The following is a 25861-nucleotide window of genomic DNA, read 5'->3' on the forward strand; positions in this document are numbered from 1 at the left end:
GCCCGGCCCGTCAGGTCAGAACGACCCGACGAACGAGCCGAGCAGGATGACCGCCACCAGCGCGAGAATGGCGCCGACAATTCCGACCATGACGATGTCGAGATAGCTTTCGCGATGCGTTGTGCCGCAGACCGCGAGCAATGTCACCACCGCACCGTTATGCGGCAAGCTGTCCAGCGTGCCGGAGCCGATCACCGCCACGCGGTGCATGAGCGCGGGATCGAGCCCGGTCTCGGCGGCGATCTTCATATAGGTCGGCCCCAGCGCGTCGAGAGCGATGGTGAGGCCGCCCGAGGCCGAGCCGGTCAGCGCGGCCAGCACGTTGGTGGCGAGCGCGAGTGAGACCAGCGGCCCGCCCTCGATGCCGAGCACCCATTCGCGCACCAGCTCGAAGGCCGGCAGCGCCGCGACCACCGCACCGAAGCCCACAAGGCTCGCCACGCTGAACACCGGAAGTACCGAAGCGTTGGCGCCGGCATCCATGGTGGCACGCAGCCCCGGCAGCCGCCGCCAGTTGATGGCGAGCGCGGTAACGATCGCGGCCGTCAGCGCCACCGCCACCGACCATACGCCACCGACGGCCGACAGCGTGGTCGGCCCCCAGCGCTCCTCGGCGAGGTAGGAGACGTCGAGCCGCGGCAGCACCACCAGCGACATCAAAAGGTTCACCACCACCACGACCACCAGCGGCAGCGCCGCCAGCGCGATGGGCGGCGCGCTGAAGGCGTGCATGCCGTTGTGGATTTCGGCCGGGTCGAACTCGTGAGCCGTGGTGGCGCGCTCGCGCACGATTGGATCCTCGGCGGCGGCATCCACCGGGGCAGCTGCGTCCTCGGGGCCGAAGCCCTCGCCGGCCAGCCGGGCCTTGCCCTCGGCGCGCCCCAGCCACCACAGGCCGAAGGCGAGCATGATCGCCGAGGCGACGATGCCAAGGCCGGGCGCGGCAAAGGGCGTGGTGCCGAAGAACGGCATCGGGATCGCGTTCTGGATCGAGGGGGTGCCGGGCAGCGCCGACATGGTGAAGGTCGAGGTGCCGAGCGCAATGGCGGCGGGCATCAGCCGGCGCGGGATGCCAGCGGCGCGGAACAGCGCGAGGCCCATCGGCGCGATGACGAAGAAGGCGACGAACAGGCTGACGCCGCCATAGGTGACGAGGGCGCCGGCCAGCACCACGGCCAGCATGGCGCGCCGGGCGCCGAGCTTCCCGGTCATGAAGTCGGCAATGGCCGTCACCGAGCCGCTGTCGTCCATGATCTTGCCGAACAGCGCGCCGAGCAGGAACAGCGGGAAGAACTGGGCGACGAAGCGCGCGGCGCTGCCCATGAAGGTCTGCGTCCAGTGCGCCAGCAGCGGCTCGCCGGCGAAGGCCGCGGCGATCAGCGCGGCGATCGGCGCCAGCAGCAGCACGCTCCAGCCGCGAAAGGCGAGAGCGACGAGAAGGCCGAGGCCGACCAGAATGCCGATGAGACCCATGGCGTGCTCAGGGCTCCCTGTCAGATGCCGTCGATAAGCTGGTCAATGTCGAGCGTCGAGCGCTTGCCGAGGTCGTCGCCATGCGCGTCGAGGAAGGCTTGCGCGGAGGCGCGCCCCTCGTCGCGCAGCATGCTGAGGAAGTCCCACTCGGCATTGAGCTTGGAGGAATAGCCCAGCGTTCCCATCACATTGTTGGGCACCATGTGGATGCGCATCTTGGCCCATTGCGCGCCCTCGGTGTCGCCGGGGTCGGCGACCTTGCGCATCAGCGCCATCATGCGCAGCTCCTTCAGCAGTACGGCGTTGAAGGAGACTTCGTTCAGCCGGTTGAGGATTTCGCGGGCGTTGCTCGGCGTACCCTCGCGCTCCACCGGGTTGATCGGGATCAGGATGGTGTCGTCCGAATCCAGCTCGCGCACCAGCGGCGTCATGGTCGGGTTGCCCGAATAGCCGCCGTCCCAATAGGGCTCGCCATCGATCTCCACCGCCTGGAACAGCGTCGGCAGGCAGGCGGAGGCGAGCAGCACATCGGGCGAGAGGTCGGCATTGCGGAACACCTTGCCCCGGCCGGTGCGCACGCTGGTGGCGGTGATGAACAGCTTGATCGGCGAGGTCTTCACCAGATCGAAGTCGATCACCTCTTCCAGAATGGATTGCAGCGGATTGCCGCCGCCGGGATTGAGGTCATAGGGCGAGACCAGCCGCGACATCAGGTCCATGGCGACGAACAGCGGCGAATTGTCGAGCGTCCAGCGCCCGAGCAGCTTGTCCATCGGGCCGCGCTGGAACGGGCTGAAGCGCGCCGCCTCGGACACCTTGGTCCAGAATCTGGCCAGCGCCGTGCGCGCCTCCTCGGCGCCGCCCTTGGCATAGCCGAAACTCATCACCGCCGCGTTCATCGCGCCGGCCGAGGTGCCGGAAACGCCGTCGATCTGCAGCCACGGCTCCTCAAGGAAACGGTCCAGCACCCCCCAGGTAAAGGCGCCGTGCGAGCCGCCGCCCTGCAAGGCGAGGTCGATCAATACGGGCGCGCGCAACGGAGCCGAAGCCGAAGCCGAAGCCTTGGCCGGCGCCGAGGGCTCCGCCCCGGTGGCTGCCGCATCAGTCGCCTTGGGCGTGCCCTTGCGTGATCTGGCCGGTGGCTTGGCCGGCGGCTTGGCCGTGGTGCTGCTGGACATTGCGCTCCGCCCGTCACCGTGAAACCGATCGGCACGATAGCACCCTAGCGTCGAAGAATGACAGCGGGATTGCCCTAATGCCTTGGGCGAACGGGCTCGCGTCTTCGTGGCTGCAATTCCACTTGGGAAAGGCGTATGATGCCACCAATCGCCGGGCAAAGAACGACCCGACGGAGCCCGGGAGGTTGTCATGCATCGCCGCATTCGCCTGATTTTCGCGATTGCCCTGTTCTCCGCACTTGCGGTCACCGCCGCCGCCGCGCAGGAACCGGGCGCCGACGCCAGCTGGAACGCACTCAAGCCGGACGTGTTCGGCGAGCGCGCCATCCGCGAGGCAAGCCCGCTCATCCAACTCACCGCCCCCACCCGCGCCGAGGACGCCGCCATGACGCCGGTGTCGGTCGAGGTGCTGCTGCCGGAGGGCGATGCCCGCACGATCCGCAAGCTGACGCTGATCGTCGACGAGAACCCCGCCCCCGTCGCCGCCACCTTCACCTTCGGCGGCGCGCGGCACGATGTGACGCTCGGCACGCGGCTGCGGGTGAACAGCTACTCCTATGTCCGCGCCATCGCCGAACTCTCTGACGGCGAGTTGCACATGGGCGCGCGCTTCGTGAAGGCTTCCGGCGGCTGCTCGGCGCCGGCGATGAAGGACGAGGAAGCCGCGCTCAACAATATCGGCCAGATGAAGCTGCGCCTGGTCAATGACGGGCAGATGGGCGATGCCACCAAGGCGAACCGCGTCTCGCAGATCCAGCTGATGATCCGGCACCCGAACTATTCCGGATTGCAGATGGACCAGATCACGCGGGCCTATATCCCGGCGAAATTCGTCGACGCCATCGAGGTGAAGCAGGGCGACGAGCTGGTGTTCTCGATGGAGGGCGGCATCTCGCTGAGCGAGGATCCGGCGATCCAGTTCTCCTACGAACCGAGCGGCAAGCCGATCCATGTCGATGCCGCCGACACCGACGGGCGCAAGTTCGAGGGTGCGCTGAAGCCGGCGGGGTGAGTACACCCCCTATCTATCGTCATCCCGGACGCGCCGCAGGCGCGATCCGGGATCGCGTGACATTCCGGCAGACGATCCCGGCTCTGCGCGCCTGCGGCGCTACGGCCGGGATGACGGATTGTGAGGGAAGGGCCTCAATAGAAGCACGTCACCTCGGCCTCGGCCTGCGCGCGGCGCAGGTCCGCCACCATGTCACGGAACATGGCGGTCGAGCGGAACACTTCGGCAGCCTGACCGGCCACCTGTCCCATGCTGAGGATGGTCTCGGCCTCCTCGTACTTGTGGTAGGGCAGGATGGTGGCGATGGTGTCGATGGAGCAGGAGCACTTCTCCAGCGCCTGCCGTGTCTGTCCGTTCGCCGCCATGCAGCCGAACACATAGTCGGCCCGCGCCACCGTCGGGTAATCGTTCACCAGCCCGGCATCGGGCGCGACCGGGGCCGGCCTGCTGACGCCGGCGGCCACCGGAGCCATGGTCGAGGACGCGCCCGTCCCCGCATCCTGCGCGGCCGCCGCGCCGGTGCCGACGACCAGCGCCAGCAACACCCCGGCAAGCCTGTGCCTGTGTTGAGCCATGGGATTTCCTCCTTCACCGCTTCTGCGTGCGGCCTGTCCTGGTCGACGTGTCCTGTGCCGCCTATTTCGCCGCGCCGGGCGCGGTGGCGCCGGTCAGCGTGAGGCTGGTCTCGATGATGTTCGACGCGCCATCCTTGGCGGGGGTGACGACGCGGACGGCATAGAGCCCGCCCGGCACGTCATTCGAGAAGATGAACTCGTAGCTGCGGGCGGCAAGCTCCAGCAACTTGTCTTTGTTCGGGTCCTCGGCGAAGGGCCGCATGGTCATCTTCCAGCCCTCCACCTCCTTGCCATTGAAGGAGAAGCGCGTCGGCTCCACCGTGCTGGTCGCCAGATGCTCGCGCACGCGGTTGCGCAAATAGAACGGGCTGCCCTTGCTGAGCTGCGCCAGCTCGCGCACGTCGCGCTCCAGCAGCACCAGCGCGATCGGATTGCCGTTCTGTGTCGGGAAGGGCCCCGCCTCGCCGATACGGTCGCCGCGATGGATCTCCACATCGGCCACGCGCTTGGCCGGATCGCTCGGCTCGGCCTCGACCTTCATCGCCAGCGTCTCGTCGAAGCTCTCGCCGAGCTTCTCCTCGCTGGTGACGTGCTTGTAGGCGTAGTTCAGCGTGGTGCCCGGCGCCAATTGCGGCAGATAGGCGGTGTCGAAGAAAAGCTCGGTTGCCGAGGGTGCCGCGAGGGCGACCGTGGACAACAGGACGGCGGCAACGAAACTCGCCACGCGCAGCATGGGCGATACTCCTGATCTTGATCTCAAATCGCCCGGTCCGGCACCGCATAGCGCCGGTAGTCGTAGGGAACCTCGTCAGTGGCGGCATCCGCCTCGGCGAGGGCCAGCAGATGCGCGTGCAGCGGCGACTTGTGGCAGGCCGGATCGGTGGCGGCGGCGTCGCCGGCGATCGCCATCGCCTGGCAGCGGCAGCCGCCCCAGTCCTTCTCCTTGCGCTCGCAGCTCTTGCACAGGTCCGGCATCCAGTCGGTGCCGCGAAAGGCGTTGAAGGACGGCGCGTTCAGCCACACATCCTCGAGCGAGTGCTCGCGCACGTTCCAGAAATCGAGGTTGGGAATGGTCTCGGCCGCGTGGCACGGCAGCACCTTGCCGGATGGCGTGACGTTGAGCGACTGCCGGCCCCAGCCATTCATGCACGGCTTGGGGTATTTGGCGTAATAGTCCGGCACCACCGCGTCGATGGTGAGCCGGCCTTTCAGCCGCACGCGGGCTTCCTCCACCACGTCGAGCGCCCAGAACACCTGATCGCGGGTCGGCATCAGCGCGCCGCGGTTGCGCAGCGCCCAGCCATAATATTGCGAATGGGCGATCTCGATGCGCTTGGCGTCGAGGCTGAGCGCCAGCTCGATGAAATCCGGGATCTGGTGGATATTGGCCCGGTGCACCACCGAATTGATGGTGAGCGGCAGGCCGAGGCGCCGCACCTCGCGGGCGACGGCGAGCTTGCGCTCATGCGCGCCGCGGAAGTTCGACACCTTGTCGGTCACTTCCACGCTCGCGCCCTGGAAGGAAAGCTGGACGTGGTCGATCCCGGCCTCGGAAATCGCCGCCAGCCGCTCCGGGGTGACGCCGACACCGGCGGTGATGAGGTTGGTGTACAGCCCGACCTCGACGCAGTGGCGGATCATCTCCTCCAGGTCGCGCCGCGCGGTGGGCTCGCCGCCGGACAGGTGCACCTGAAGCACGCCGAGCTTGGCAGCCTCCGAGAAGACACGCAGCCAGGTCTGCGTATCCAATTCGACATTGCGGCGGTCGAGATCGACCGGGTTCGAGCAATAGGGGCATTGCAGCGGGCAGCGATGGGTCAGTTCCGCCAGCATGCCATAGGGCGCGGGCGGGGCCGGACGGGCCAGCGGCGGGCTCAGAGGCTGGGCGACCACGTTCATGATGCCGCGTCCCCGATGATCGGCGCCGTAACCTCGATCATGCCCTTCTCGGCCAGGCCGCCGAGAAAAGCGTCGACATCGGTGGCGACACGCGCGCGCTCGACGACGAAGGTGGTCGCCAGTTCGTCGACGATGGCGTCGATGGAACGCACGCCGTCCACCTTCTTCAGAATCTCCACCGCCACCGGATCGGGATTGAGCACCCGCTCGGGCGCCAGCAGCACCCATTGCCCGCGCGCCTCGTCGTGGCGCAGGCGCACGCCGCGCGCGAGCTTGGGGATGCCGGTGGCGAGAAGTGCGGTCATTGCGTTCCCTTCGGCACGAAGGCTCCGGGATAGGCCATCTTCGGGTCGACATAGGCGAAATAGAGCGCGTCGAGCTGCACCCAGAGCACGTCGCACTTGAACTCCAGCGCGCGGATTGCCGCGTCCTGCTGTTCCGGCGTGCGGGCGTTGCGCTTCACATAGTCCAGCGCGAAGTCGGCATCGCGCGGCGCCTCGGTCAACCGGTTCTCGAAATAGGCCAGCGTCTCCTTGGAGACGAAATCATAGTTCTTCAGCATGCCGGCGACACGCTCGCCGATGATGCCGGGGGAAAACATTTCGGTGAGCGAGGAGGCGATGGCCTCCAAGAGGGTCTTCTCGCGCACGAAATGCACATAGGCGTCCACCGCGAAGCGGGTGGCCGGCAGGAGGCCGCGCAGCGAGGTGACATAGTCGCGATCGAGGTGGACCCCGTCGGTCAGCTTCAGCCAGCGGGCGATGCCGCCCTCGCCTTCATGGTTGCCGTCATGGTCGATGATGCGCTGGCGCCAGGCGCGGCGCAGTTCCGGCTCGTCCATGCGGGCGAGGATCGAGGAATCCTTCACCGGGATCATCGCCTGGTAGTAGTAGCGGTTCAGCGCCCAGGCCTGCACCTGGCCGAAATCGAGCTTGCCGTCATGCAGCAGGCGATGGAACGGGTGGAGGTTGTGATAGCGGCGCTTGCCGACATCGCGCAGGCGCGCCTCCAGTTCATCGGGCGACAGCAGCGTGGTCATAGTACGATCTCCATCCCGTCTTCGGCGATTTCCCACCCGGCCCGGTTTGCCGCGACGCGCTCGGGCGAGCCATCGATCAGCACCGGGTTTGTATTATTGATGTGCACGTAGATGCGTCGGCCGATATCGAGCCCGGCGAGCGCCGCCAGCGACCCTTCCCCGCCCGACATGCTCATATGGCCCATGCGGCGGCCGGTCTTGCTGCCGACGCCGGCCAGCGCCATCTCGTCGTCGCGCCACAGCGTGCCGTCGAAGAACACCGCGTCGGCGCCCTGCAACCGGTCGCGCAGCGCATTGGTCATGGTGGCGCAGCCGGGGATGAACAGCACGCGGGCGCCGCCCGCCGTGAGTTCGACGCCGATGGTCTGCTCGCCCTCGCGGTCGGTCACCAACCCGCCGGTATCGGCCTCCTCGCGCGTTTCGAGATAGAGCGCGATCTTGCCCGGCACCGGGAAGATGGTAGCGCTCACGCCCTCCACCAGTTCGAAGGAGGTTCCCAGCGCGACAGGCCGGCGCTCGACGATCGTATCCGCCAGAACGTCGAACACGCTGTTCGCGCGCAGCACGTCATGAATGCCGGATGTGGCGAAGAGCCGGAAAGGCTGCGCCTCGCGCAGGCTGAGCAGGCCGGCGACATGGTCGATGTCGGCATTGGTCAGCAGCACGGAGGCCACCGGCGACTGCCGGCGGCCTCCTCGCGGATGCAGTGCCGGCACAGCTTGAATCTGCGACAGGATTTCCGGTGCGCAGTTCACCAATGCCCACCGCTCGCCATCCGCGCTGACCGCGACGGAGGTCTGAGTCCGACGACGGACACGGGGATCATTGTCCCAGGCGAGGGTGCAAACCGGACATCGGCAGTTCCATTGGGGGAATCCCCCTCCGGCTGCCGAGCCGAGCACAACGAGACGCAGGCGGGAGGCGGAGTTGAGCATTTCTAGCGCCGCTTCCGCTCCTGCCTACTTCTCACGGCTCAGAAGTCAGCCGGATAATAGGCGTTGACTTCCATGCCGACGCAGACTTCGACGATACGCGGAGTGGTCCAGGCCATAACTTCCTCCTCGATTTTCCGCTTCCATTTACTTCATAAGAAGCTCATAAGAAGCCGTTGATTATGCGGAACTTTTCCCGCATCAGTAATGTGGAGTTTATCTCTACGCCCGTCAAGCAAAGCATGATCACATATTCGGTGGCGTACATTATGCCAGCGCTAAGCTTGACCTTTTCAGAAGCAAGCCTTCACGCCGGCGCCGGTTCGAACATGAAGCCGCGCCCGCGCACCGTCACGATGAGGTGACCGCCCTCCGGCGTCGCCTCGGCGAGCTTGTGGCGGAGATAGCCGACATAGACGTCCACAACATTCAGCGACGCCCCGCCATGACCGGCCCACAGCGCGGCGAAGATGTCGGCGCGCGCCAGCGGCTCCCCGGCATGGCGCATCAGCAGCGCCAGCAGTTCCACCTCGCGCTCGGTCAGGCGCACGCGCGTACCGGAGAGCTGCGCCTGCCGCGTGTCGAGATCCAGCGACACCGGCCCGACATCCAGCACGCGCGGCTCGCCATCCCCGTTGCTGCGGCGCAGGGCCTGCACCTTCACCCGCGCCAGCAATTCCTCGAAGGCGAAGGGCTTGACGATGTAGTCGTCGGCACCGGCGAGCAGCCCCTCGGTGCGCTCGTTCACGCTGGAGCGGGCTGACAGCATGATGATCGGCGCCGTCTGCCCGCCGGCCCGCAGCGCCTTGCACACCTCGATACCGGACCGGCCGGGCAGCATCACATCGAGGATGATGGCTTCCAGCGCCTTGCCATTGGCGGCGCGCAGCGCCTCGTCGCCATCCCCGACCAGCTCGACCTGGTAGCTCTCGGACGCGAAGCCGCGCCGGAGCAGGGAGCCGATGTCGGGATCGTCCTCCACGATGAGAATCGTCATTGCGCCGCCTCCACGGTGATGTCCGGGATCGGGGCGGGAAAGCGCAGCGCCACACAGGTGCCGGACTCCTCGCCTCTCCCCTCCCCGGTACTGCTTGTTATGTCTATCCGACCGCCATGCCGGTCGACGATCCATTTGGCAAGGGCCAGCCCGATGCCGAAGCCGGTTCCCTCGCGCGAGCCGCCCGCGCCGCGCCAGAAGCGCTCGAACACATGCGGCAGATCGTCGGCGGGAATGCCCGAACCATGGTCGCGCACGCGCAGCACGACGTCCGCCCCCTCGCGCTGCGCCTCGATCCGCACCGCGGTGTTCGGCGTGGAATGGCGGACCGCGTTGCCTACCAGGCCGTCGATGGTCTGGCGCAGCCAGTCGCGGTCAGCCTCCAGCGCGAGGTCGGGCGAGGCGCAGGCCACCTCGATGGCGAGCCCTGCCGCGCGGGCGACCGGCAGCATGCTCTCGCGCACCTCGTCGAGCAGCTCGGGAACCAGGAACAGCGAGCGCTCCAGCTCGATCTGGCCGCTTTCCGAGCGGGCGATGCGCAGCAGGTCCTCCACCCGCCGGTGCAGCTTGCGGGCGCGGTTCTGGATGACCATCAGCGCGGCACGCAAATCATCTTCGCTGGCCCGTCCGCCGCGCAGGGTGATCTCGGCCTCGCCGAGGATGACGGTCAGCGGCGTGCGCAGCTCGTGGCTGACATCGGTGAAGAAGCGCCGGCGGGCGAGATCGACGCTCTCCAGCCGCGTATTGGCGGCGCGCAGCTCGGCGGTGCGGGCGTCGACGATCTCCTGGAGGTGCCTCTGGTCGGCGATGAGCCGCCCCTCGCGCCGCGCCAGATGCGCCGCCATGCGGTTGAAGCGCGCCATGGCGAGGCTGAGTTCATCATGCCCCTCGACGGTGAGGCGGGTATCGGAACGCCCCTGCGAGATGGCCGAGGCGGCGCGGGCGACATCCGTCACCCGGCGGATCAGCGAGCGGCCGAGCAGCTGGTACAGAAGTATGGCGACCAGCGCGGCCATCGCCACGCCGGCGAGCCCCCAGCGGATCGCCTGCTCCCGCAGATCGTGCATTGCAGACTGCGCGGCGCGCGCGGCGGCGCGCTCCTCCTCCATCGCCTGGCTGAGCGGCGCGCCGAAGCCGGCGGCGAACACGTCGAGCGCCACCCGTATCGCCATGGTGGGATCGGGCTGGAGCAGCGCCGCCTCGACCTGCCGGTCGAGCACCTCGAACTGCGCGCGAAGACGCGCCACGGTGCGGCTGCGCGCGGCGAGCAGCGTGCTCTGTTCCTCGTCCTGCGAGCGCTCGACATCGATGCCGAGCGTGTTCTCGAACAGGTGGAACCCGGCCAGCGTGCCCTGGCGCGCGGTCTTGAGCGCAGCGCGCGCGCGCTCGCCCGGCTGCTGGGCCGACTGCAGGGCGACCATCGCATAATCGCCGATGCGCCCGGACATGCCCGACAGAAGTTCGAGCCGGTTCTGCGCCGACACCAGCCGGTCGAGCTCACCATTGGCTTTGCCGAGCACGACGACGATCAATACCGCCGACGCCGCCGTGACCAGCACCGCGACCGCCAGCAGAAGCGCCATGCGCGCCCTGAGCGAAGAGAAAGAAACGCGCCCCATCCAGTCTTCCCGAAAACGGCGGCCGAAGGCCCCCGCGGGAATGATCCCATGGACCGCACCCGCGCGCACGCTGCGACGCAGCAGAGCGGCGGGACAGTTCAGGCAAAAGCGGCGGCTAAATGTCCCGGCCGGCGACGCCCGGAGAGGCACACCGCCATTTCAGCACCTTCCATTTCGGGTGGGTCTCGCTCCACTCCGCAATGGTGGGCATGGCCGTCATCAGGCACTGCATGGGCACCTGCAGCTTCTCGACGCTGACCGACAGCGCCTCCTCCCGGCAGGTGCCGGGGCTGGCAACAAGGCAGATAGAGAGAATGAGTTCCATGAATGCTCCCTTTGGCGTGCGACCAAAGCGTCTCCCGCGGTTGCCTCCTCGTCCCGGTCTTGTACGTCGGTCCAGCCGACTTGGATCTCCTTCCCCAAGAAGATGCTGCAACGCAGCAAATTTGGTGCCAGCTTGTGCGCGACCGCATGGGCGGTCAACCTCCGGCTGCAATATCTTAGAGGTCGCCGCGCATCAGGGCGAGCCCCACCACCAACTGCCTAACAGTTCATCATGCCACGTTCTTCCGCATCCGCCCGCCACAGGCAGCGGCCTTTTGGCGCGCCGGCCGCGAAAGCGTTGGCAAGCCAGATCGATGGCGAAGAATCCCTTGCAGTTAAAGGCGAAGCGAGCCTAGTCTCTCGCCCGTAACGTGTCTGGTCGCGCTATCGGGCCAACCGGTTTGGTGTCCCCAAACGCTGCAACAAAGATAGCCGGGACATTAGAGAGGAACGCCCCGTTCCTTTTTCATGAAACCCCGTTCTGGGAGGATTTAGATGGCCAAGATCAACAAGGTACTGATTGGTGAGTCGCTCGTCGGTGACGGCAACGAAGTAGCGCATATCGATCTCATCATCGGACCGCGTGGCTCCGCGGCGGAAAGCGCGTTCCTCAATGCGCTGACGAACAACAAGGACGGCTTCACCTCGCTGCTCGCGGTGGTGACCCCGAACCTGCTCGCCAAGCCGAACACCATCCTGTTCAACAAGGTCACCATCAAGGACGCCCGCCAGGCGGTCCAGATGTTCGGCCCTGCGCAGTATGCGGTCGCCAAGGCGGTCGTGGACAGCGTCGCCGAAGGCGTGATCCCCGAGGCGGAAGCCGACGACCTGTTCATCTCGGTCGGCGTGTTCATCCACTGGGAAGCCGCTGACGACGCCAAGATCCAGCAGTTCAACTACGAGGCCACCAAGCAGGCGCTCAAGCGCGCCGTCGACGGCGAGCCCTCGATCAAGGAAGTGCTCGCGAAGGCCGGCGCCGCCAAGCATCCGTTCGCCGCTTAGATCGGAAGCAACCCTGGGCAGACAACACCACCGCCCGCGGCCCGTCAGTATCCGAAGGGCCTGCTCCAGCGGTTGGCGGCGATATTTCTCGATAAGTGAGGGCCCTTAGCCCCTCGCTTTCGCGACGGAGACGGCGGCGCAAGCCGCCCGATCACCGAGACGCCGACTTCCCGAAGCCCGGAGCCTCGTGCTCCGGGCTTTTTCATTGTGGGATGCGCGCAGCAAACGTCCTCCCGGACGGACGGCCTACGCCTGAGGCTCCCCGCGCTCATCGCTCGCGACGTGCACCGGCGTCCCCTCCAGCCGCACGATGCGGCTCGCCAGTTCCGCCGCCTCGCGGCTGTCATGGGTGACGAACATCACCGTTGCCGGCCGGCGCGCCAGCAGCCGCCGCAGCAGATCCCTGAGCCGGCTCGCGGTCGCCTCGTCCAGCGAGGTGAAGGGCTCGTCCATCAGCAAGATGTCTGGCTCGACGGCGAAGGCGCGGGCCAGCGCCACCCGCCGCTGCTGGCCAAGCGACAGTCGCTCGGGAAAGGCACCCGCGTACTCGCCAAGTTCCACCTCGCGCAGCATGTTGAGCGCCGCCGCCCGGCCCGCTTCGCCCGCTGGCAGCACCAGCGCGACATTGTCGAGCACGCTGCGCCAGGGCAGCAGACGCGGATTCTGGAAGGCGTAGGCGATGCGAGGCTGGGGCGGCTCGAAGCGCACGCTGCCGCGATAATCGGCGTCGAGCCCGGCGACGATGTTCAGCAGCGTCGTCTTGCCGAGGCCCGAGGGGCCGAGCAGCGCCAGGAACTCGCCCCCTGCCACATCGAGGCGAAAGCCGTGAAAAATCTCCCGTGCCGGCGAGCCCGGCTGCGCGGGGTAGGTCTTGTCCGAAATCTCGACGGTGATCGCGCTCATCGCCGCCACCCGCCGGCCCAGCGCTCCCAGGGCTGCATGATGCCGATCTCGATCGCCTGCACCACCACGGTGAAGGCCAGCGCATAGGCCAGCACCAGCGCGACGTCGAACATCTGGAACGCCGTCTGCAATTCGAAGCCGACGCCGTTGGAGCGCCCGAGCAGTTCGACCACCAGCACGATCTTCCAGGTCAGCGCGAGGCCCGAGCGGGCGCTGGCGGCGAAGAACGGCACCAGCTGCGGCAGGGTGACATGGCGCAGCGTCTTCCAGCGCCCGAAGCGGTAGACCCGCGCCATCTCGTCGAGGTCGCGCGACAGCGCCGCCGCGCCCTCGCGCATGGTCACCGCCACATTGGGGATCTTGTTGATCGACACCGCGGTGATCGCCGCCGCCTCGGTGAGGCCGAACCAGACATAGCAGAGGATGATGATCACCAGCGCCGGCAGGTTGAGCAGCACCACCACCCACGGGCCGAACAGGTCGTTCAGCCGCGGTGCGCGCCCGAGCAATATGCCCACCGCCGAGCCGACCAGCATGGCGATGAAAAAGCTCGCCGCCACCCGCGCCAGCGTGATGGCAATATTGCGCTGGAGCGCGCCGCCCTCCGCCGCCCGGCCCATCGCCTCCAGCACCGCGCCCGGCCCCGGCAGCAGCGGCGAGGCGATCAGCCGCGCGGCGACATACCAGACGAGGACCAGCGCGAGCAGCGAAGTCGCGGTCGTCAGCAGGCGCGAGAAGGTGGACAAGCCGCGCTCACTCCCCGACCGGACCGAACAGCGCCCGGTCGAAATTCGGATTGGCACCGACCAGCTCGGCCCCGCCAAGCCCCGCCAGCACCTGGAACAGCGTGGCGCAGGATTGGCGTTCCGCCTCGCCGAAGCTGCCGGGGATGCCGGCGCGGTAATAGTCGCGCAGCTTGACGAATTCCGCGTCGTCGGCCGCCTGCATCAGCGGGCGGATGCGCTCCCAGGCCGCATCGGAGGCAGCAAGCACCCGGTTCGCCGCCGCCGCCGCGCGCAGGAAGGCGGCGATGGAGGCGCCCTTCTCGGTCATGATGGCGTTGCGCCAGACATAGCCGACCAGCGGCGGCACCGGATCGATGCCGAGCCCGACCGCGACCTGCTTCATGTCGAGCAGTCGCTTGAATCCCCCGGCATCAAGCCGGGCGGCATAGGGCCAGAAGGTCAGCACCGCATCGACGCGCCCGAGCTTCAGCTGCTCGCTGACCAGCGGTGCCGCGCCATAGACCGGCTCGGCGATATCGGCGAGATCGACGCCGATTTCCTTGCGGCCATAGGCACGCAGGAGCAGCCAGCTTTTGTCGAGCGCGCCGCCGGCGACGCCCAGCTTGCGGCCCTTCAGGTCGGCGAGTGTCTTCACCGGACCGTCCGCCGCCACCATCAGCGCGCCGAGCGCGGTGGAGAACGGCGCGAAGCGCAGTGGCTCGCCATCGTTGCGCCGGCGCATCGCCCAGAGCCAGTCGCTGACGATGAGGTCGATGTCGCCGGCCTGCAGCGCCACCGTCGTCGCCTGCCCGCCGGCAAAGTCGACGCTCTCGATCGCCACGTTCTCGCGCCTGTCGAGCCCCTCCGCGCGGATGGTTTCCAGCAGCCAGTTCAGCGTGCCGAATTTCAGCGTGCCGATGCGCAGCCCCGGCAAGGGCGGGGACTGGGCGAAGCCGGGGCGGGCGAGCAGGCCCGCCATCGCCATCCCCAGCAATGTGCGACGTGTGGTCATGGCGCGGCCTTTCCGGTCAGCGGAGGATCGAGCAGGCGGTTGCGCACGAGATAGGAGATGCCGCGCTGCCAGGCTTCATCCGTGTTGTTGCGGATATCGACGCTGCCGGCGCGCAACACCCTCCCCGTCGCGGTGTCGCGCATCTGGAAGTTGATGTTGAGGATGAGGTTCGACACCTTCTGCACCAGACCGATGACCTCGATCTGCGCCCCGAGTGCGCGCGCGATCTCCAGTTCGCAGCTGTTGCAGTTGCGGAGCGGCTGGGCCTCGGTGATTTCCGCCTGCTTCGGCGTGGTGTCGACCACCTCGTAGCCCGCCTGGGCGAGGCGCGCGCGCATGTCGGCGGTGATCAGTGCCAGCCGTCGTGCCTCCTCCGGCTTCGGGCCGCGGGGGCTCGCCTCGCCGCTGGTGTCGAACAGCTCGAACTCGAACACCACGACCCGCGTCGCCGCTTCAGCAGAACCAAGCAGGCAGAAGCCGGCCAGTATGATTGCGCTGGCACGCGCAAGGATGCTCATCTCAGGCGACCTCCCTCGGTGACGTCTTGCGTCGCCGTTTCTCTGATCATATCGCCGCGTTTGGTTCTAGCAACCGGTCGGGAAAAAGTTCCCGACTTCAATACATCGTGTATTCTTCTGAGAAGCCTCTATTTATATTTCCTTATTAGTTTCTTATGTTTTCTATTTTGTTGATCCCCGATTTTTATTTGCTTAGAGTTTTGGCACGGCATTCGAGAAAAGTTCCGACAAAACCGGGCCGCAGGATGGAAACGCCAATGAAATCGTTCGCGGGCGCCGCCGGCACGGCGCTCCTTCTATTTGCCTGCGCCCTTCCCGCCGCCGCGCAGGACAGCACCGCGCCGGCTTCGGGCTCGCCGGCGTTGACATCCCCTCCTCTGGCGGCGAAGCCGGCCGCGGCGATCGGCCCCGAGCAGACCTTCAATATCGGCGTGGTGCGGCAGCTGCCCGAGCAGCCGCCATGGATCGCGCCGTTGCAGATGCCGCCGGACGATCTCGGCATCGCCGGCGCCCAGCTCGGTATCCGCGACAACCTCACCAGCGGCCGCTTCCTCAAGCTCGACTACAAGCTGACGACCGAAATCGTGCCGACCGACGGCGATCCGCTCGCCGCTGCGCAGAAGCTCGTCGATGCCGGCAACCGCTTCATCCTGCTCGACGTGCCGGCCGCCCAGCTCCTTCGCATCGCCGACGCGCTGAAGGGCACCGACGTCATCCTCATCAATGTCGGCGCGCCGGACGACCGGCTGCGGCAGCAGGACTGCCGCGCCAACGTGTTCCACATCGCCCCGAACCGGGCGATGCTGACCGACGCGCTGGCGCAGTTCCTCGTCACCAAGCGCTGGCGCAACTGGTTCCTGATGGTCGGGCGCACCGACGCGGACAAGCTTTACGCCGATGCCGTGCGCCGCTCGGCGACCAAGTTCGGCGGCAAGATCGTCGCCGAGAAGACCTGGGACTACGGCCCGGACGCGCGTGCCACCGCGCAGTCGGAAGTGCCGCGCGGCACGCAGGTCGGCGAGTACGACATATTGATCATCGCCGACGAACTCGGCGAGTTCGGCGACATCCTGCCCTACAACACCTGGCTGGCGCGCCCGACCGCCGGCACGCAGGGGCTGATGCCGCTCTCCTGGCACCCGACCATGGAGAACTGGGGCGCCTCGCAATTGCAGAGCCGGTTCTTCAAGCAGGCCAAGCGGCTGATGCAGCCGCTCGACTTCCAGATGTGGGAAGGCGTGTTCGCCGTCGGTTCGGCCAGCCTGAAGACGCGCTCCAGCGACCCCGCCAAGGTGCGCGCGCAGATGCTCTCGCCCGATTACGACCTGCCGGTGTTCAAGGGCGTGGCCGCGAGCTTCCGCGACTGGGACCACCAGCTGCGCCAGCCGATCCTGCTCACCCACGCCACCAATACGGTGACGCTCTCGCCGCAGCAGGGCTTCCTGCACCAGAGCTCGCCGCTCGACACGCTGGGTTTCGACAGGCCGGAAACGACCTGCAAATTCCAATAAAGCCAATTACTTGCCAGGAAAACGATAAGAAGGAGGAACCGATGAAACGCCAGACCACGCTGTCCGTCAGTCTCGCTGCCCTTGCCGGGGTGCTGCTGGTGGACGCGCTGCCGGCGCAGGCCAGCCCGCGCGCCTTCGTGTCGAACGAACGCGACCACACGGTGAGCGTGGTCGACATGAGTACGCTGAAGGTGACCGACACCATCAAGACCGGCCGGCGCCCGCGCGGGATCACCGCCAGCCCGGACGGCAAGCTGATCTATGTCTGCGCCTCCGACGACAACCGCGTCGAGGTCTATGACGCCGCGACGCTGAAGCTGGTGAAGACGCTGCGCTCGGGTCCGGACCCGGAACTGTTCGTCCTGCACCCTACAGGCAACCCGCTCTACATCGCCAATGAGGACGACAACCAGGTCACCGTGGTGAATGTCGAGAACAACGACCTCGTCGCCGAGATTCCGGTCGGCGTCGAGCCGGAGGGCATGGGCATCAGCCCCGACGGCAAGTACATGGTGAACACCTCCGAGACCACCAACATGGCCCATGTGGTGGACACGGCGACCAACGACATCATCGAGAACATCCTCGTCGATTCCCGCCCGCGCTACGCCGAATTCTCCAAGGACGGCAAGCAGCTCTGGGTCTCGTCCGAGGTCGGTGGCACGGTCGCGGTGATCGATCCGGCGACGTGGAAGATCGTCAAGAAGATCTCGTTCAAGATCCCCGGCGTGAACAACGACGCCATCCAGCCGGTCGGCGTGCGCATCACCAAGGACGGCTCGAAGGCGTTCGTCGCGCTCGGCCCGGCCAACCGCGTCGCCGTGATCGACGCCAAGACGCTCGAGGTCGAGAAATATCTGCTCGTCGGCCAGCGCGTCTGGCAGCTCGGCTTCACCCCGGACGAGAAATTCCTGATTTCCACCAACGGCAACTCGAACGACATCTCCGTCATCGATGTCGCGGATGAGAAGGTCACCAAATCCGTCGGCGTCGGCCGCCTGCCCTGGGGCGTCGTGGTCGTGCCGTGAGCACGTCAAACCTTTCAAATAAACGATATTCGGAGGATTACCCATGAAGATGCATATCGCTGTCGTCACGGTCGCCACCCTCGCTCTCGCGGGCGTCGTCCACGCCAAGGGCGACCTGACGACCAAGCCGATCGAGCTGCCGGGTCTCAAGCTCGGTCTCGGCGACGCCGGCTATGGCGTGTCGCAGAAGACCTATGAGCTGGAAACCGGCAAGTCCTACCAGCTGGAGATTTCCTCCACCGGCAAGAAGGAATGCGCCTTCCAGTCGCCGGGCCTGTTCACCAACATATTCCTGCGCAAGGTCGAAGCCGGCGACGCCGAGATCAAGGCCATGGCCCTCACCGAACTGGAGTTCGAGGAAGAGGGCGAGGCGGAAATCTTCTTCGTGCCGGTCAAGCCGGGCACCTACGCCTGGTATTGCAAGGGCATGGAGGAGCGCGGCATGAAGGGCGAATTCATCGTCAAGTGAGCCTTGCTGTCCTCTTCCCCTCGTGAACACTTCGTCCCCGGCCCGGTGCCGGGGACTTCCTTGAGCCTGTTCCGCAGACGTTGAATGACCTTTGCGAAAAGAATAGGCTCCAACCCATTGAATCTGGTCCACTCAGGTGGACTGGCCTCCGGATGGACGATGACGGCCCTGCCGAACCCGGCGCCAGAGATTCCGGCCCTCGCCGTGACCCATGTCACGCATGCCTTCGGCGCGCGCAAGGCGCTCGACGATGTCAGCCTCACCGTACCTGCCGGCAGCTTCACCGCGCTGCTCGGGCCGAACGGGGCGGGCAAGACCACGCTGTTCTCGCTGATCACCCGGCTCTACGACAACCGTACCGGCCGCATCGCGGTGCTCGGCCGCGATGTGCGCCGCGAGCCGGCGGCGGCGCTTAGCCGGCTCGGCGTGGTGTTCCAGGCCCGCACCCTCGATCTCGAACTCAGTGTCGTGCAGAACCTCGTCTATCACGCGACGCTGCATGGCATCGGCTTCCGTGCCGGGCGGCGGCGGGCGCAGGAGGTACTGGAGCAGGCGGGGCTTGCCGATCGCGGCGGCGACAAGGTGCGCAACCTCTCCGGCGGCCAGATGCGCCGGGTGGAGATCGCCCGTGCGCTGATGCACCGCCCGCAACTCCTTCTGCTCGACGAGCCGACGGTTGGCCTCGACATCGGCTCCCGCGCCGCACTGGTGGCGCAGGTGCGCCAACTGGTCGCTGGCGAGGGCATCGGCGTGTTGTGGGCGACCCACATCATCGAGGAGATCGCCCCGGACGACCGCATCGTCGTGCTGCATCAGGGCCGCATCCGCGCCGAGGGCGGCCATGACGAGGTTCTGGCACAGACGGGCACGACCGACATCTCCGACGCCTTCCTGAAGCTGACGGAGACGGGAGGCGTGGGATGAGGCAAGCCTCGTACACAGTCCTGCCGATCATTCCTTCTCCCTCTCCCCGACGGGGAGAGGGCTGGGGTGAGGGGTCTTCGACGCTCCGCAGCCGTGTCTCCCCTCACCGACCCGCTTCGCGGGCCACCTCTCCCCAACGGGGAGAGGAAGAGAGTGGGTGTCATCCGCAGCAAGCTTGTCATTGGGAGGCGTCCATCAGCGCTCCCCCTTACCCGCCCCTGCGCGGCGACTTCTCCCCCCCGAGGAGAGGTGAAGTCCTCAGGGAGAGGCTTGCGTGAATCCATCCCCTCCCCGCTTCCGCCTGCCGCTTTCCGGCTACCTCGTCTGCATGGCGGGCATCTGCTGGCGCGAGGCGCTGCGCTTCCTCAACCAGCGCGGGCGCTTCCTGTCGGCGCTGGTGCGCCCGCTGGTGTGGCTGTTCATCTTCGCCGCCGGCTTCCGCTCCGTGCTCGGCGTCTCGATCATCCCCCCATATGACACCTATGTGCTCTACGAGGTCTATGTGACGCCGGGGCTGGTGGCGATGATCCAGCTGTTCAACGGGCTGCAATCCTCGCTCTCCATGGTCTATGATCGGGAAGTGGGCTCGATGCGCATCCTGCTGGTAAGCCCTTATCCCCGCTGGTTTCTTCTGGTCTCGAAGCTCACCGCCGGCATCTGCGTCTCGCTGCTGCAGGTCTACACCTTCCTCGCCATCGCCTGGTTCTGGGAGGTCGAACTGCCGCCGGTCGGCTATTTCACGGTGCTGCCCGCCCTGCTGCTCAGCGGCCTTATGCTCGGGGCGATGGGACTGCTGATGTCCTCGGTGTTCCGGCAAATGGAGAATTTCGCCAGCGTGATGAACTTCGTGATCTTTCCGATGTTCTTCGCCTCCTCCGCGCTCTACCCGCTGTGGCGCGTGCAGGAAAGCAGCCTGGTGCTGTGGTGGATCTGCACGCTCAACCCCTTCACCTATGCGGTCGAACTCATCCGCTTCGCGCTCTATGGCCAGTTCGAGCCGCTCGCCGCCCTCATTGTTGCCATTTGCGCCTTCGTCTTCCTCGCCGCCTCGATACTGGCTTATGATCCCTCCGCCGGAGTGATGGCCCGCCGCGGCGGGCCAGAAGACGCCAAATAAATCGCCGCATGGCCCGAAGAGGCCAGAAGAACAGACGCCCGGAGGATCAGCCTATGCCCACGTTCCGCAGCCTACACCTCGCCCTGCCGATTTTGCTGCTGGCCGGTGCCGCGCCAGCCTTTGCGGCCGCGCCCACCGGTGGCCTGTGGCCCTGCATCCAGCGCAAGGTTCCCGTTCTTGCTGCTGGCCAGATGTGGTCGGGCCCTGCCATCGACAATCTGAACTGGCAGAACGATCGCCAGATCGCCGAACTGGTGCCGGTGCTCGTCGCCCAGCGCACGCCGATCGAGGACGCCAGCCAGAAGATCACCGAGATCGCCGGCACCATGGGGGCGGACAAGAAGGAGCGCCTCACGCTGCTGTTTGCCGGCGTGTTCGATCAGATCAACGCCCGCCGCTCGCGCATCATCAACGGCATCGAGCGCTATTCGCAGCACCAGATCGAATTATCCAAGCGCATCAAGGACGAGAGCCTCGAATTCGCCAAGGCGAAGAAAGCCGCCGATACGGCGGAGGCGAAGGCCAAGGCCGCCGAGCTCGAGAAGCAGTTGCTCTGGGACACCCGCATCTATGACACCCGCACCCAGGCGGTCACGGCGGTGTGCGAGAGCCCGGTGATCCTGGAACAGCGTGCCTTCTCGCTCGCCCGCACCATCCAGGAGGCGATGGAGTAGGCCTCAGCGCCGCAGCCGCCACAACCTGAACACCACGTACAGGATGATGAGCGCGTGCAGCACGAGCGCGCCGGCCAGCCCCGCAAGGTGCTGGCCGAGCGTGGCGCCGGCGTCGGCGCCGATGATCCAGAGCGTGACGAGGCTGAGCGGCACGAACACCAGCAACGCGGAGATCAGTCCGGGATTATAGCGGCGCAGCCGCACCGCCGCAGCGACGTGGGTGATGGCGTTCACCAGCAGCGCATAAGGCGCGACAAGCGCGTATCCCGGCCCGGCAAGGCTCGCCGCATAGAGCGCGCCAAGGTTGAGCCCCTAGACCACGGGAATGTTGATCACCAGCACGCTTGTCGTGGTGAGTGCCTCGCGCCCGCCGAACACCACCCGGTTGGCGAAGCTGCGAAAGTGGTCTCCCGTGTGTTCCTCCACCTGGTGCAGCATGTAGGCGGGGCTGTGCAGGAAGATCAGCAGCACCGGCAAAGCGAGCGGCGCCCACAGCACCGGCACGAGCACCACGAGCGCCGCGGCCATGAAGCCGGCAGCGACCACCCAATATGCGGCAAGCCAATCCCTGAAGCGCGCGAGAATCGCCATGGCGTTTATTCTAGAGCGCCTTCGATGAACTTCCGTTCACCGAAAGCGCTCCAGATTGTTGTTCTGACGCATTTTCTTCACGCGAACCGGACTCCACTTCGCTCGAAAATGCTCTAGCGCGCTCGATGGAACACCGTCTCACCCGCGCGGCGTGGCGATTTCCAATGGCAGCCCGGCTTTCGCCCAGCCGTCGCTGCCGCCGGGATACCAGATGACATTGGCGTAGCCGTAATCCAGCGCGCGCTTGGCGGCGTTCCAGGACATCCAGCATTCGGTCTGGCAATAGAACACCAGGGCGGCGTCCCGCCTGCCCTGCGAAAGCTCATCGAGCCCGCGACGGAAATAGGCGTCAGTCTCGGCATTCAGCGCGCCATAGCCGACATTGGGGAGCCACGCGCTGCCCGGCAGATGCTCGCGCTTCTTGTCGCGCCAGATCGTGCCCGGCGGGAGGTTCGCCGGCTTCACATCGCGCGGCATCACGTCGACGAACAGCGCCGACCTGGCGCGCCACAGCCGCTCCGCCTCGGCGGTGTCGATCACCGTGGCGCCCTTGAGCGTGGCCGGTGTCGGCGCGCGGTAGGCGTCCATGCGGTAGCTGTCCGGCTCCGGCACGGTCGGCGCCGGCTGGCCGACGGCCGGCGACAGCACCAGCAGCACCAGGGCGAGCCCCGCCATGCCGAGCCAGGCCAGTCGGGTCAGCGGCGGTTCGGGACCCAGGCTCATCTCCTCCTCGCTCGCTGACGCCGGCGACAGCTAGGGCGCCGGCTCGATCGGCCGATCATGTGCATCAAGCAGCGGCACGCCATAGTCGAGCAGGATGCGGTTGATCGCGCCCTGCTCCTTCTCGATGAAGTCGTTGAGCTGGTGCTTCCAGTTCAATTCGCCGGGACGGATGCCGAAAGTGATGCGGTAGACGAGCGAGGGATCGCCCTTCTCCTTCACCAGCGGCATGACCGACAGCGGCTTGGCCGAGACTTTCGCGTAGTAGCCGCCGATCGGGCCCCACAGAATGCCGGCGTCGATCTCGCCGTCATTGATGTCGGTGATCATCGCTTCCGCCGGGTTCTCGAAGCGGCGGTCGACCATCAACGAATAAGGCCGCGCCATGCTCATCAGCCCGTTCCGGGACAGCAGGTCGCCGGGCGGCGAGCCGGCGACGACCCCGATGCGCCGCCCCTTGAGACGCGGATCCTCCAGCGTATCGACATCGGCCAGATCGCCACCCTTGGGCGTGATCAGCACCCAGGCCGAGCGATAATAGGCGTTGGTGTTGAGCACGGGATCGCCGCCCGCGACATAGCCCATCACCACGTCGCACCGCTTGGCGCCGAGCGTCATGCGGTAGAAGCCGGTCGCCTGCGGAAACCAGGTGTAGTCCAGCGTCAGTCCGAGCTTCGTTGCCAGCAGCGCGGCGATCTTGTTCTCGAACCCCTCTTCCTGCTCATTGGTGAAGGGCATGTTGGCGGGGTCCGCACATACCCTCAGCGTCGAGCGATCGACGAGGTCCGAGACCTGGGCACGCGCCGGAAGCGCGAGGCAAAGGCCAGCGAGCGCGAGCCCCAGGGCTCGCACCGTCCGATGCCGGAATTGCCGATGCCGGAAGTGCCGACGCAACGCGTCAGCTCGGCCGTCCAAAGCACTGATTTTCATTTGCGGTGTACGCCTTCGTCTTGTCCTCGCGCTTGCTCGGCCGCTCGCGGCTGAGAGCGCCATCGGCGCGGGCCTTGAGATAGACGTAAATGTCGTCGAGGTAGCACATGACGTTCTTGTTCTCGCCGAAGGCGGGCATCACCTGGTCGGCCGTGCCGACACCGATGTTCTGCTTGCCGTTGACGACGATCTCCATGAACTGCGCATAGGTCATGGTCTTGAGCGAGTTGGCGAGCGCGGGCGCGTAGCTGGAGCCCATGCCGTCCGGGCCGTGGCAGACATGGCATTCGGCGTGATAGCGGCGGTAGCCGCTATAGGTGTACCAATCGAGCGTACCATCGGCCTGGATGTTGTAGATCGGGTCGCCGTCGGGCAGCGTGTACTTGCCGAGATCGTCCTTTTCCTTGGCCTCGGTCGCCGCCGCAGGCGCCGTCGCATCCTGCGCATGCACGAGGGTTGGCGCGGCAATCGTGACCGCCATGAGAGCCGAGAGGGCGAAGGCCGAGCGGCGAGCGGATGCCGGCAGCGCGCCGGAAACAAGCCATCCGCGAGAGAAATTCGTCATGTATCAGTCTCCTGAAGGCGCCCCCCGGAGGGCCGTCGTCCGGTCGCTGCGCACGTGGCGGCGGCGAGGTTCGGGATTGTTCTAAGATTCTCATAAGGCTCGGAGGCCTGAGACGGTGGGGCCCGGCGCACCGGATTTACCGGCGGCCAGGCCCCCTCGTATCGTTCAGAAAGGATGGAACCTTAGCTTTGGGTCCGTCCCTCAGTCATGGCCTCAGTTCGGCAGCGCGAACACCGTGAGCTGACCACCGAGATTGGTGTAGCTGGAGAGCGCCGCATAGCCACCCACCGCGCCGAGACCGGCGTTCGGGTCGGTCAGGCCGGCCGCGAGGCCGATGCCTGCCCAGCCACCGACACCCGACAGGATGGCGATGTACTGCTTGCCCTTGTGCTCATAGGTGGTGACGTTGCCGATGATGCCCGACGGGGTCTTGAACTTGTAGAGTTCCTTGCCCGTCTTGGCGTCGACAGCCTTCAGGTAGCCTTCCAGCGTGCCGTAGAAGACCACGTCGCCGGCGGTGGCGAGAGCACCCGACCACACCGAGAACGGCTCGGGCAGCGACCAGACGATCTTACCCTTGGTGTTGTCCCAGGCGATGAAGTTGCCCATGCCGCCATGGCTGTTCGGCGCGGGGAACATCGAGAGGGTCGCACCGACATAGGGCTGGCCCGCGGTGTAGCTGACGCGGAACGGCTCGTAGTCCATGCAGACGTGGTTGGTGGGGACGTAGAACAGGTTGGTCTTGGGCGAGAAGGCCGCCGGCTGCTGGTCCTTGGTGCCGAGCGCCGCCGGGCAGATGCCCTTGGTGTTCACGTCCTCGCCCTGCGCCTGGGTCGAGTACTTGGCCACGACCAGCGGACGACCGAAGGTCGGGCTGTTCTTGTCCATGTCGACCTTGGTGGCCCAGTTCACCGCCGGATCGAACTTCTCGGCAACCAGCAGCTCGCCCGACACGCGGTCAAGCGTGTAGCCGAAGCCGTTGCGGTCGAAGTGGGTCAGCAGCTTGCGCGGCGCGCCGTTGAACTGCTGATCCGTGAGGATCATCTCGTTCACGCCGTCGAAGTCCCACTCGTCGTGGGGGGTCATCTGGTAGACCCACTTGGCAACGCCGGTGTCGGCGTCACGCGCCCAGATGGTCATGGACCACTTGTTGTCGCCGGGGCGCTGGGCCGGGTTCCAGGTCGAGGGGTTGCCCGAGCCGTAATAGACCAGGTTGGTCTCCGGATCGTAGGAGTACCAGCCCCAGGTACAACCGCCGCCGATCTTCCACTGATCGCCTTCCCAGGTCTTCAGCGACGAGTCCTTGCCGACCGGCTTGCCAAGCGCCGTGGTCTTCTCCGGGTCGACCAGCAGATCGCTGTCCGGGCCCATCGAATAGCCGCGCCAGACCTGCTTGCCGGTCTTGGTGTCGTAGGCGGTGACATGGCAGCGCACGCCGAACTCGCCGCCCGAAATACCGACGATGACCTTGTCCTTCACCGGCAGAACGGTGGCGGTGTTGGTCTCGCCCTTCTTCGGGTCGCCGTTGACCACCGACCACTTCTTCTGGCCAGTCTTGGCGTCGAGCGCGACGAGGGTGGTGTCGGCCTGATGCAGGAAGATCGTGCCGTCGGAATAGGCGAGACCGCGGTTGACGGTATCGCAGCACATCACCGGGATGACGTTCGGGTCCTGCTTGGGCTCGTACTTCCAGATGATCTTGCCGTCATCGTTCAGATCGAGCGCATAGACGATGTTCGGGAACGGCGTGTGGACGTACATCACGTCGCCGATGATGAGGGGGCCGCCCTCATGACCACGAAGAACACCGGTCGAGAAAGTCCAGGCGACCTGGAGCTTGCCCACATTGCCGGCATTGACCTGGTCGAGCTTGGAATACCGGGTGTTGGCGTAGTCCCCGGTCTGGATGCCCCACTGCTTGGGGTCTTTGATAATCTTGGTGAGCCCGTCATTGGCCACTGCGGGCCAAGCATAGGCCGCCGCAGCAGTAATCAATGCTGCCGCAAGAACCTTGCGCATGCTTTTCTCCTCCTGAACGATCCTCCGGGACCAACCCTCACGGGCAGCCCGTCGCGGCTTGTTGCCGTTCTGAACTTCCATCTTCGGCAGCGTGTCACGACCGGC

Annotated in this window: 27 protein-coding genes and 2 pseudogenes; 8 read left to right on the top strand and 21 right to left on the bottom strand. The window is 66.4% G+C overall.

The window, feature by feature from the left end:
* Positions 1 to 15: 15 nt before the first annotated feature.
* Together ACO2RV_RS08955 and ACO2RV_RS08960 are read right to left on the bottom strand one after the other, a co-directional pair.
* Positions 16 to 1473 (bottom strand): GntP family permease, encoded by a 1458-nt coding sequence (locus tag ACO2RV_RS08955; RefSeq protein WP_423291994.1) that lies wholly within the window; start codon positions 1471 to 1473, stop codon positions 16 to 18.
* Between the two features lie 20 nt (positions 1474 to 1493).
* Positions 1494 to 2651 carry a patatin-like phospholipase family protein gene (locus tag ACO2RV_RS08960; protein ID WP_423291996.1) on the bottom strand — a complete coding sequence of 386 codons (1158 nt, stop codon included), beginning with the start codon at positions 2649 to 2651 and terminating at the stop codon, positions 1494 to 1496.
* Positions 2652 to 2841: 190 nt separating this feature from the next.
* On the opposite strand from ACO2RV_RS08960, the gene ACO2RV_RS08965 reads away from it, so the two are divergent.
* Positions 2842 to 3663 (top strand): quinoprotein dehydrogenase-associated SoxYZ-like carrier, encoded by an 822-nt coding sequence (locus ACO2RV_RS08965; RefSeq protein ID WP_423291998.1) that lies wholly within the window; start codon positions 2842 to 2844, stop codon positions 3661 to 3663.
* A gap of 134 nt (positions 3664 to 3797) precedes the next feature.
* Here the strand turns inward: ACO2RV_RS08965 and ACO2RV_RS08970 are convergent, their stop codons facing one another.
* From ACO2RV_RS08970 to ACO2RV_RS09010, 9 genes and pseudogenes are all read right to left on the bottom strand, one after another.
* Positions 3798 to 4136 (bottom strand): hypothetical protein, encoded by a 339-nt coding sequence (locus ACO2RV_RS08970; protein WP_423292065.1) that lies wholly within the window; start codon positions 4134 to 4136, stop codon positions 3798 to 3800.
* A 163-nt stretch (positions 4137 to 4299) separates the two neighbouring features.
* Positions 4300 to 4971 (bottom strand): hypothetical protein, encoded by a 672-nt coding sequence (locus ACO2RV_RS08975; RefSeq protein ID WP_423292000.1) that lies wholly within the window; start codon positions 4969 to 4971, stop codon positions 4300 to 4302.
* Positions 4972 to 4994: 23 nt separating this feature from the next.
* On the bottom strand, positions 4995 to 6116 hold the full coding sequence (gene pqqE, locus ACO2RV_RS08980) for a pyrroloquinoline quinone biosynthesis protein PqqE (RefSeq protein WP_423292067.1): 1122 nt from the start codon (positions 6114 to 6116) through the stop codon (positions 4995 to 4997).
* 17 nt (positions 6117 to 6133) lie between these two features.
* A pseudogene (gene pqqC / locus ACO2RV_RS08985) lies at positions 6134 to 7176 on the bottom strand (pyrroloquinoline-quinone synthase PqqC).
* Positions 7173 to 8090: a pyrroloquinoline quinone biosynthesis protein PqqB gene (gene pqqB / locus ACO2RV_RS08990; protein WP_423292069.1), complete on the bottom strand. Its 918-nt coding sequence runs from the start codon at positions 8088 to 8090 to the stop codon at positions 7173 to 7175. The pseudogene pqqC and the gene pqqB overlap by 4 nt, the downstream one beginning before the upstream one ends.
* 59 nt (positions 8091 to 8149) lie before the next feature.
* Positions 8150 to 8227, bottom strand: a complete 78-nt coding sequence (gene pqqA, locus ACO2RV_RS08995; RefSeq protein WP_144343266.1) for a pyrroloquinoline quinone precursor peptide PqqA — start codon at positions 8225 to 8227, stop codon at positions 8150 to 8152.
* Between the two features lie 188 nt (positions 8228 to 8415).
* On the bottom strand, positions 8416 to 9105 hold the full coding sequence (locus ACO2RV_RS09000; RefSeq protein ID WP_423292002.1) for a response regulator transcription factor: 690 nt from the start codon (positions 9103 to 9105) through the stop codon (positions 8416 to 8418).
* A complete protein-coding gene (locus ACO2RV_RS09005; protein WP_423292004.1) occupies positions 9102 to 10724 on the bottom strand; it encodes a sensor histidine kinase in 1623 nt (540 codons plus the stop codon). The genes ACO2RV_RS09000 and ACO2RV_RS09005 overlap by 4 nt, the downstream gene beginning before the upstream one ends.
* Before the next feature lie 115 nt (positions 10725 to 10839).
* Positions 10840 to 11049 carry a hypothetical protein gene (locus ACO2RV_RS09010; protein ID WP_423292006.1) on the bottom strand — a complete coding sequence of 70 codons (210 nt, stop codon included), beginning with the start codon at positions 11047 to 11049 and terminating at the stop codon, positions 10840 to 10842.
* A 494-nt stretch (positions 11050 to 11543) separates the two neighbouring features.
* On the opposite strand from ACO2RV_RS09010, the gene fae reads away from it, so the two are divergent.
* Positions 11544 to 12050, top strand: a complete 507-nt coding sequence (gene fae / locus ACO2RV_RS09015) for a formaldehyde-activating enzyme (RefSeq protein ID WP_423292008.1) — start codon at positions 11544 to 11546, stop codon at positions 12048 to 12050.
* Between the two features lie 246 nt (positions 12051 to 12296).
* Here the strand turns inward: fae and ACO2RV_RS09020 are convergent, their stop codons facing one another.
* The 4 genes from ACO2RV_RS09020 to ACO2RV_RS09035 are packed head-to-tail and all read right to left on the bottom strand — an operon-like array spanning position 12297 to position 15208.
* Positions 12297 to 12953 (bottom strand): ABC transporter ATP-binding protein, encoded by a 657-nt coding sequence (locus tag ACO2RV_RS09020; RefSeq protein ID WP_423292010.1) that lies wholly within the window; start codon positions 12951 to 12953, stop codon positions 12297 to 12299.
* Positions 12950 to 13699 carry an ABC transporter permease gene (locus ACO2RV_RS09025; RefSeq protein ID WP_423292012.1) on the bottom strand — a complete coding sequence of 250 codons (750 nt, stop codon included), beginning with the start codon at positions 13697 to 13699 and terminating at the stop codon, positions 12950 to 12952. Before ACO2RV_RS09025 ends, ACO2RV_RS09020 begins: the two co-directional genes overlap by 4 nt.
* 7 nt (positions 13700 to 13706) lie before the next feature.
* On the bottom strand, positions 13707 to 14690 hold the full coding sequence (locus ACO2RV_RS09030) for an ABC transporter substrate-binding protein (protein WP_423292014.1): 984 nt from the start codon (positions 14688 to 14690) through the stop codon (positions 13707 to 13709).
* Positions 14687 to 15208 (bottom strand): DUF3280 domain-containing protein, encoded by a 522-nt coding sequence (locus tag ACO2RV_RS09035; protein ID WP_423292015.1) that lies wholly within the window; start codon positions 15206 to 15208, stop codon positions 14687 to 14689. Before ACO2RV_RS09035 ends, ACO2RV_RS09030 begins: the two co-directional genes overlap by 4 nt.
* Before the next feature lie 257 nt (positions 15209 to 15465).
* Here ACO2RV_RS09035 and ACO2RV_RS09040 point away from each other — a divergent pair, with 257 nt between their 5' ends.
* The 6 genes from ACO2RV_RS09040 to ACO2RV_RS09065 all read left to right on the top strand — a co-directional run bounded on the left by ACO2RV_RS09040 (position 15466) and on the right by ACO2RV_RS09065 (position 20931).
* Positions 15466 to 16719, top strand: coding sequence for an ABC transporter substrate-binding protein (locus ACO2RV_RS09040; RefSeq protein WP_423292017.1), 1254 nt, complete (start codon positions 15466 to 15468; stop codon positions 16717 to 16719).
* A 41-nt stretch (positions 16720 to 16760) separates the two neighbouring features.
* Positions 16761 to 17747 carry a PQQ-dependent catabolism-associated beta-propeller protein gene (locus ACO2RV_RS09045; RefSeq protein ID WP_423292019.1) on the top strand — a complete coding sequence of 329 codons (987 nt, stop codon included), beginning with the start codon at positions 16761 to 16763 and terminating at the stop codon, positions 17745 to 17747.
* A gap of 43 nt (positions 17748 to 17790) precedes the next feature.
* Positions 17791 to 18216, top strand: a complete 426-nt coding sequence (locus ACO2RV_RS09050) for a copper-binding protein (RefSeq protein WP_423292021.1) — start codon at positions 17791 to 17793, stop codon at positions 18214 to 18216.
* A 159-nt stretch (positions 18217 to 18375) separates the two neighbouring features.
* Positions 18376 to 19140, top strand: a complete 765-nt coding sequence (locus tag ACO2RV_RS09055) for an ABC transporter ATP-binding protein (protein ID WP_423292023.1) — start codon at positions 18376 to 18378, stop codon at positions 19138 to 19140.
* Between the two features lie 328 nt (positions 19141 to 19468).
* Positions 19469 to 20257, top strand: a complete 789-nt coding sequence (locus ACO2RV_RS09060; protein WP_423292071.1) for an ABC transporter permease — start codon at positions 19469 to 19471, stop codon at positions 20255 to 20257.
* A 53-nt stretch (positions 20258 to 20310) separates the two neighbouring features.
* Positions 20311 to 20931, top strand: a complete 621-nt coding sequence (locus ACO2RV_RS09065; protein ID WP_423292025.1) for a hypothetical protein — start codon at positions 20311 to 20313, stop codon at positions 20929 to 20931.
* A 3-nt stretch (positions 20932 to 20934) separates the two neighbouring features.
* Here the strand turns inward: ACO2RV_RS09065 and ACO2RV_RS09070 are convergent.
* The 6 genes and pseudogenes from ACO2RV_RS09070 to xoxF5 all read right to left on the bottom strand — a co-directional run.
* Positions 20935 to 21204 (bottom strand): annotated as a pseudogene (locus ACO2RV_RS09070) (HXXEE domain-containing protein); the annotation flags it as partial.
* A gap of 39 nt (positions 21205 to 21243) precedes the next feature.
* Positions 21244 to 21522, bottom strand: coding sequence for a hypothetical protein (locus tag ACO2RV_RS09075; protein WP_423292027.1), 279 nt, complete (start codon positions 21520 to 21522; stop codon positions 21244 to 21246).
* A 138-nt stretch (positions 21523 to 21660) separates the two neighbouring features.
* On the bottom strand, positions 21661 to 22197 hold the full coding sequence (locus ACO2RV_RS09080; protein WP_423292073.1) for a PQQ-dependent catabolism-associated CXXCW motif protein: 537 nt from the start codon (positions 22195 to 22197) through the stop codon (positions 21661 to 21663).
* A gap of 78 nt (positions 22198 to 22275) precedes the next feature.
* The gene (locus ACO2RV_RS09085; RefSeq protein WP_423292029.1) at positions 22276 to 23172 is read right to left on the bottom strand and encodes a substrate-binding domain-containing protein; all 897 of its coding nucleotides are present in this window, start codon (positions 23170 to 23172) and stop codon (positions 22276 to 22278) included.
* A complete protein-coding gene (locus tag ACO2RV_RS09090; RefSeq protein ID WP_423292031.1) occupies positions 23141 to 23737 on the bottom strand; it encodes a c-type cytochrome, methanol metabolism-related in 597 nt (198 codons plus the stop codon). Before ACO2RV_RS09090 ends, ACO2RV_RS09085 begins: the two co-directional genes overlap by 32 nt.
* A 213-nt stretch (positions 23738 to 23950) precedes the next feature.
* Positions 23951 to 25756 carry a lanthanide-dependent methanol dehydrogenase XoxF5 gene (xoxF5, locus tag ACO2RV_RS09095; protein WP_423292033.1) on the bottom strand — a complete coding sequence of 602 codons (1806 nt, stop codon included), beginning with the start codon at positions 25754 to 25756 and terminating at the stop codon, positions 23951 to 23953.
* Between the last annotated feature and the right edge of the window lie 105 nt (positions 25757 to 25861).

This window comes from Ancylobacter sp. VNQ12, assembly GCF_049445835.1.
GTDB lineage: Bacteria > Pseudomonadota > Alphaproteobacteria > Rhizobiales > Xanthobacteraceae > Ancylobacter.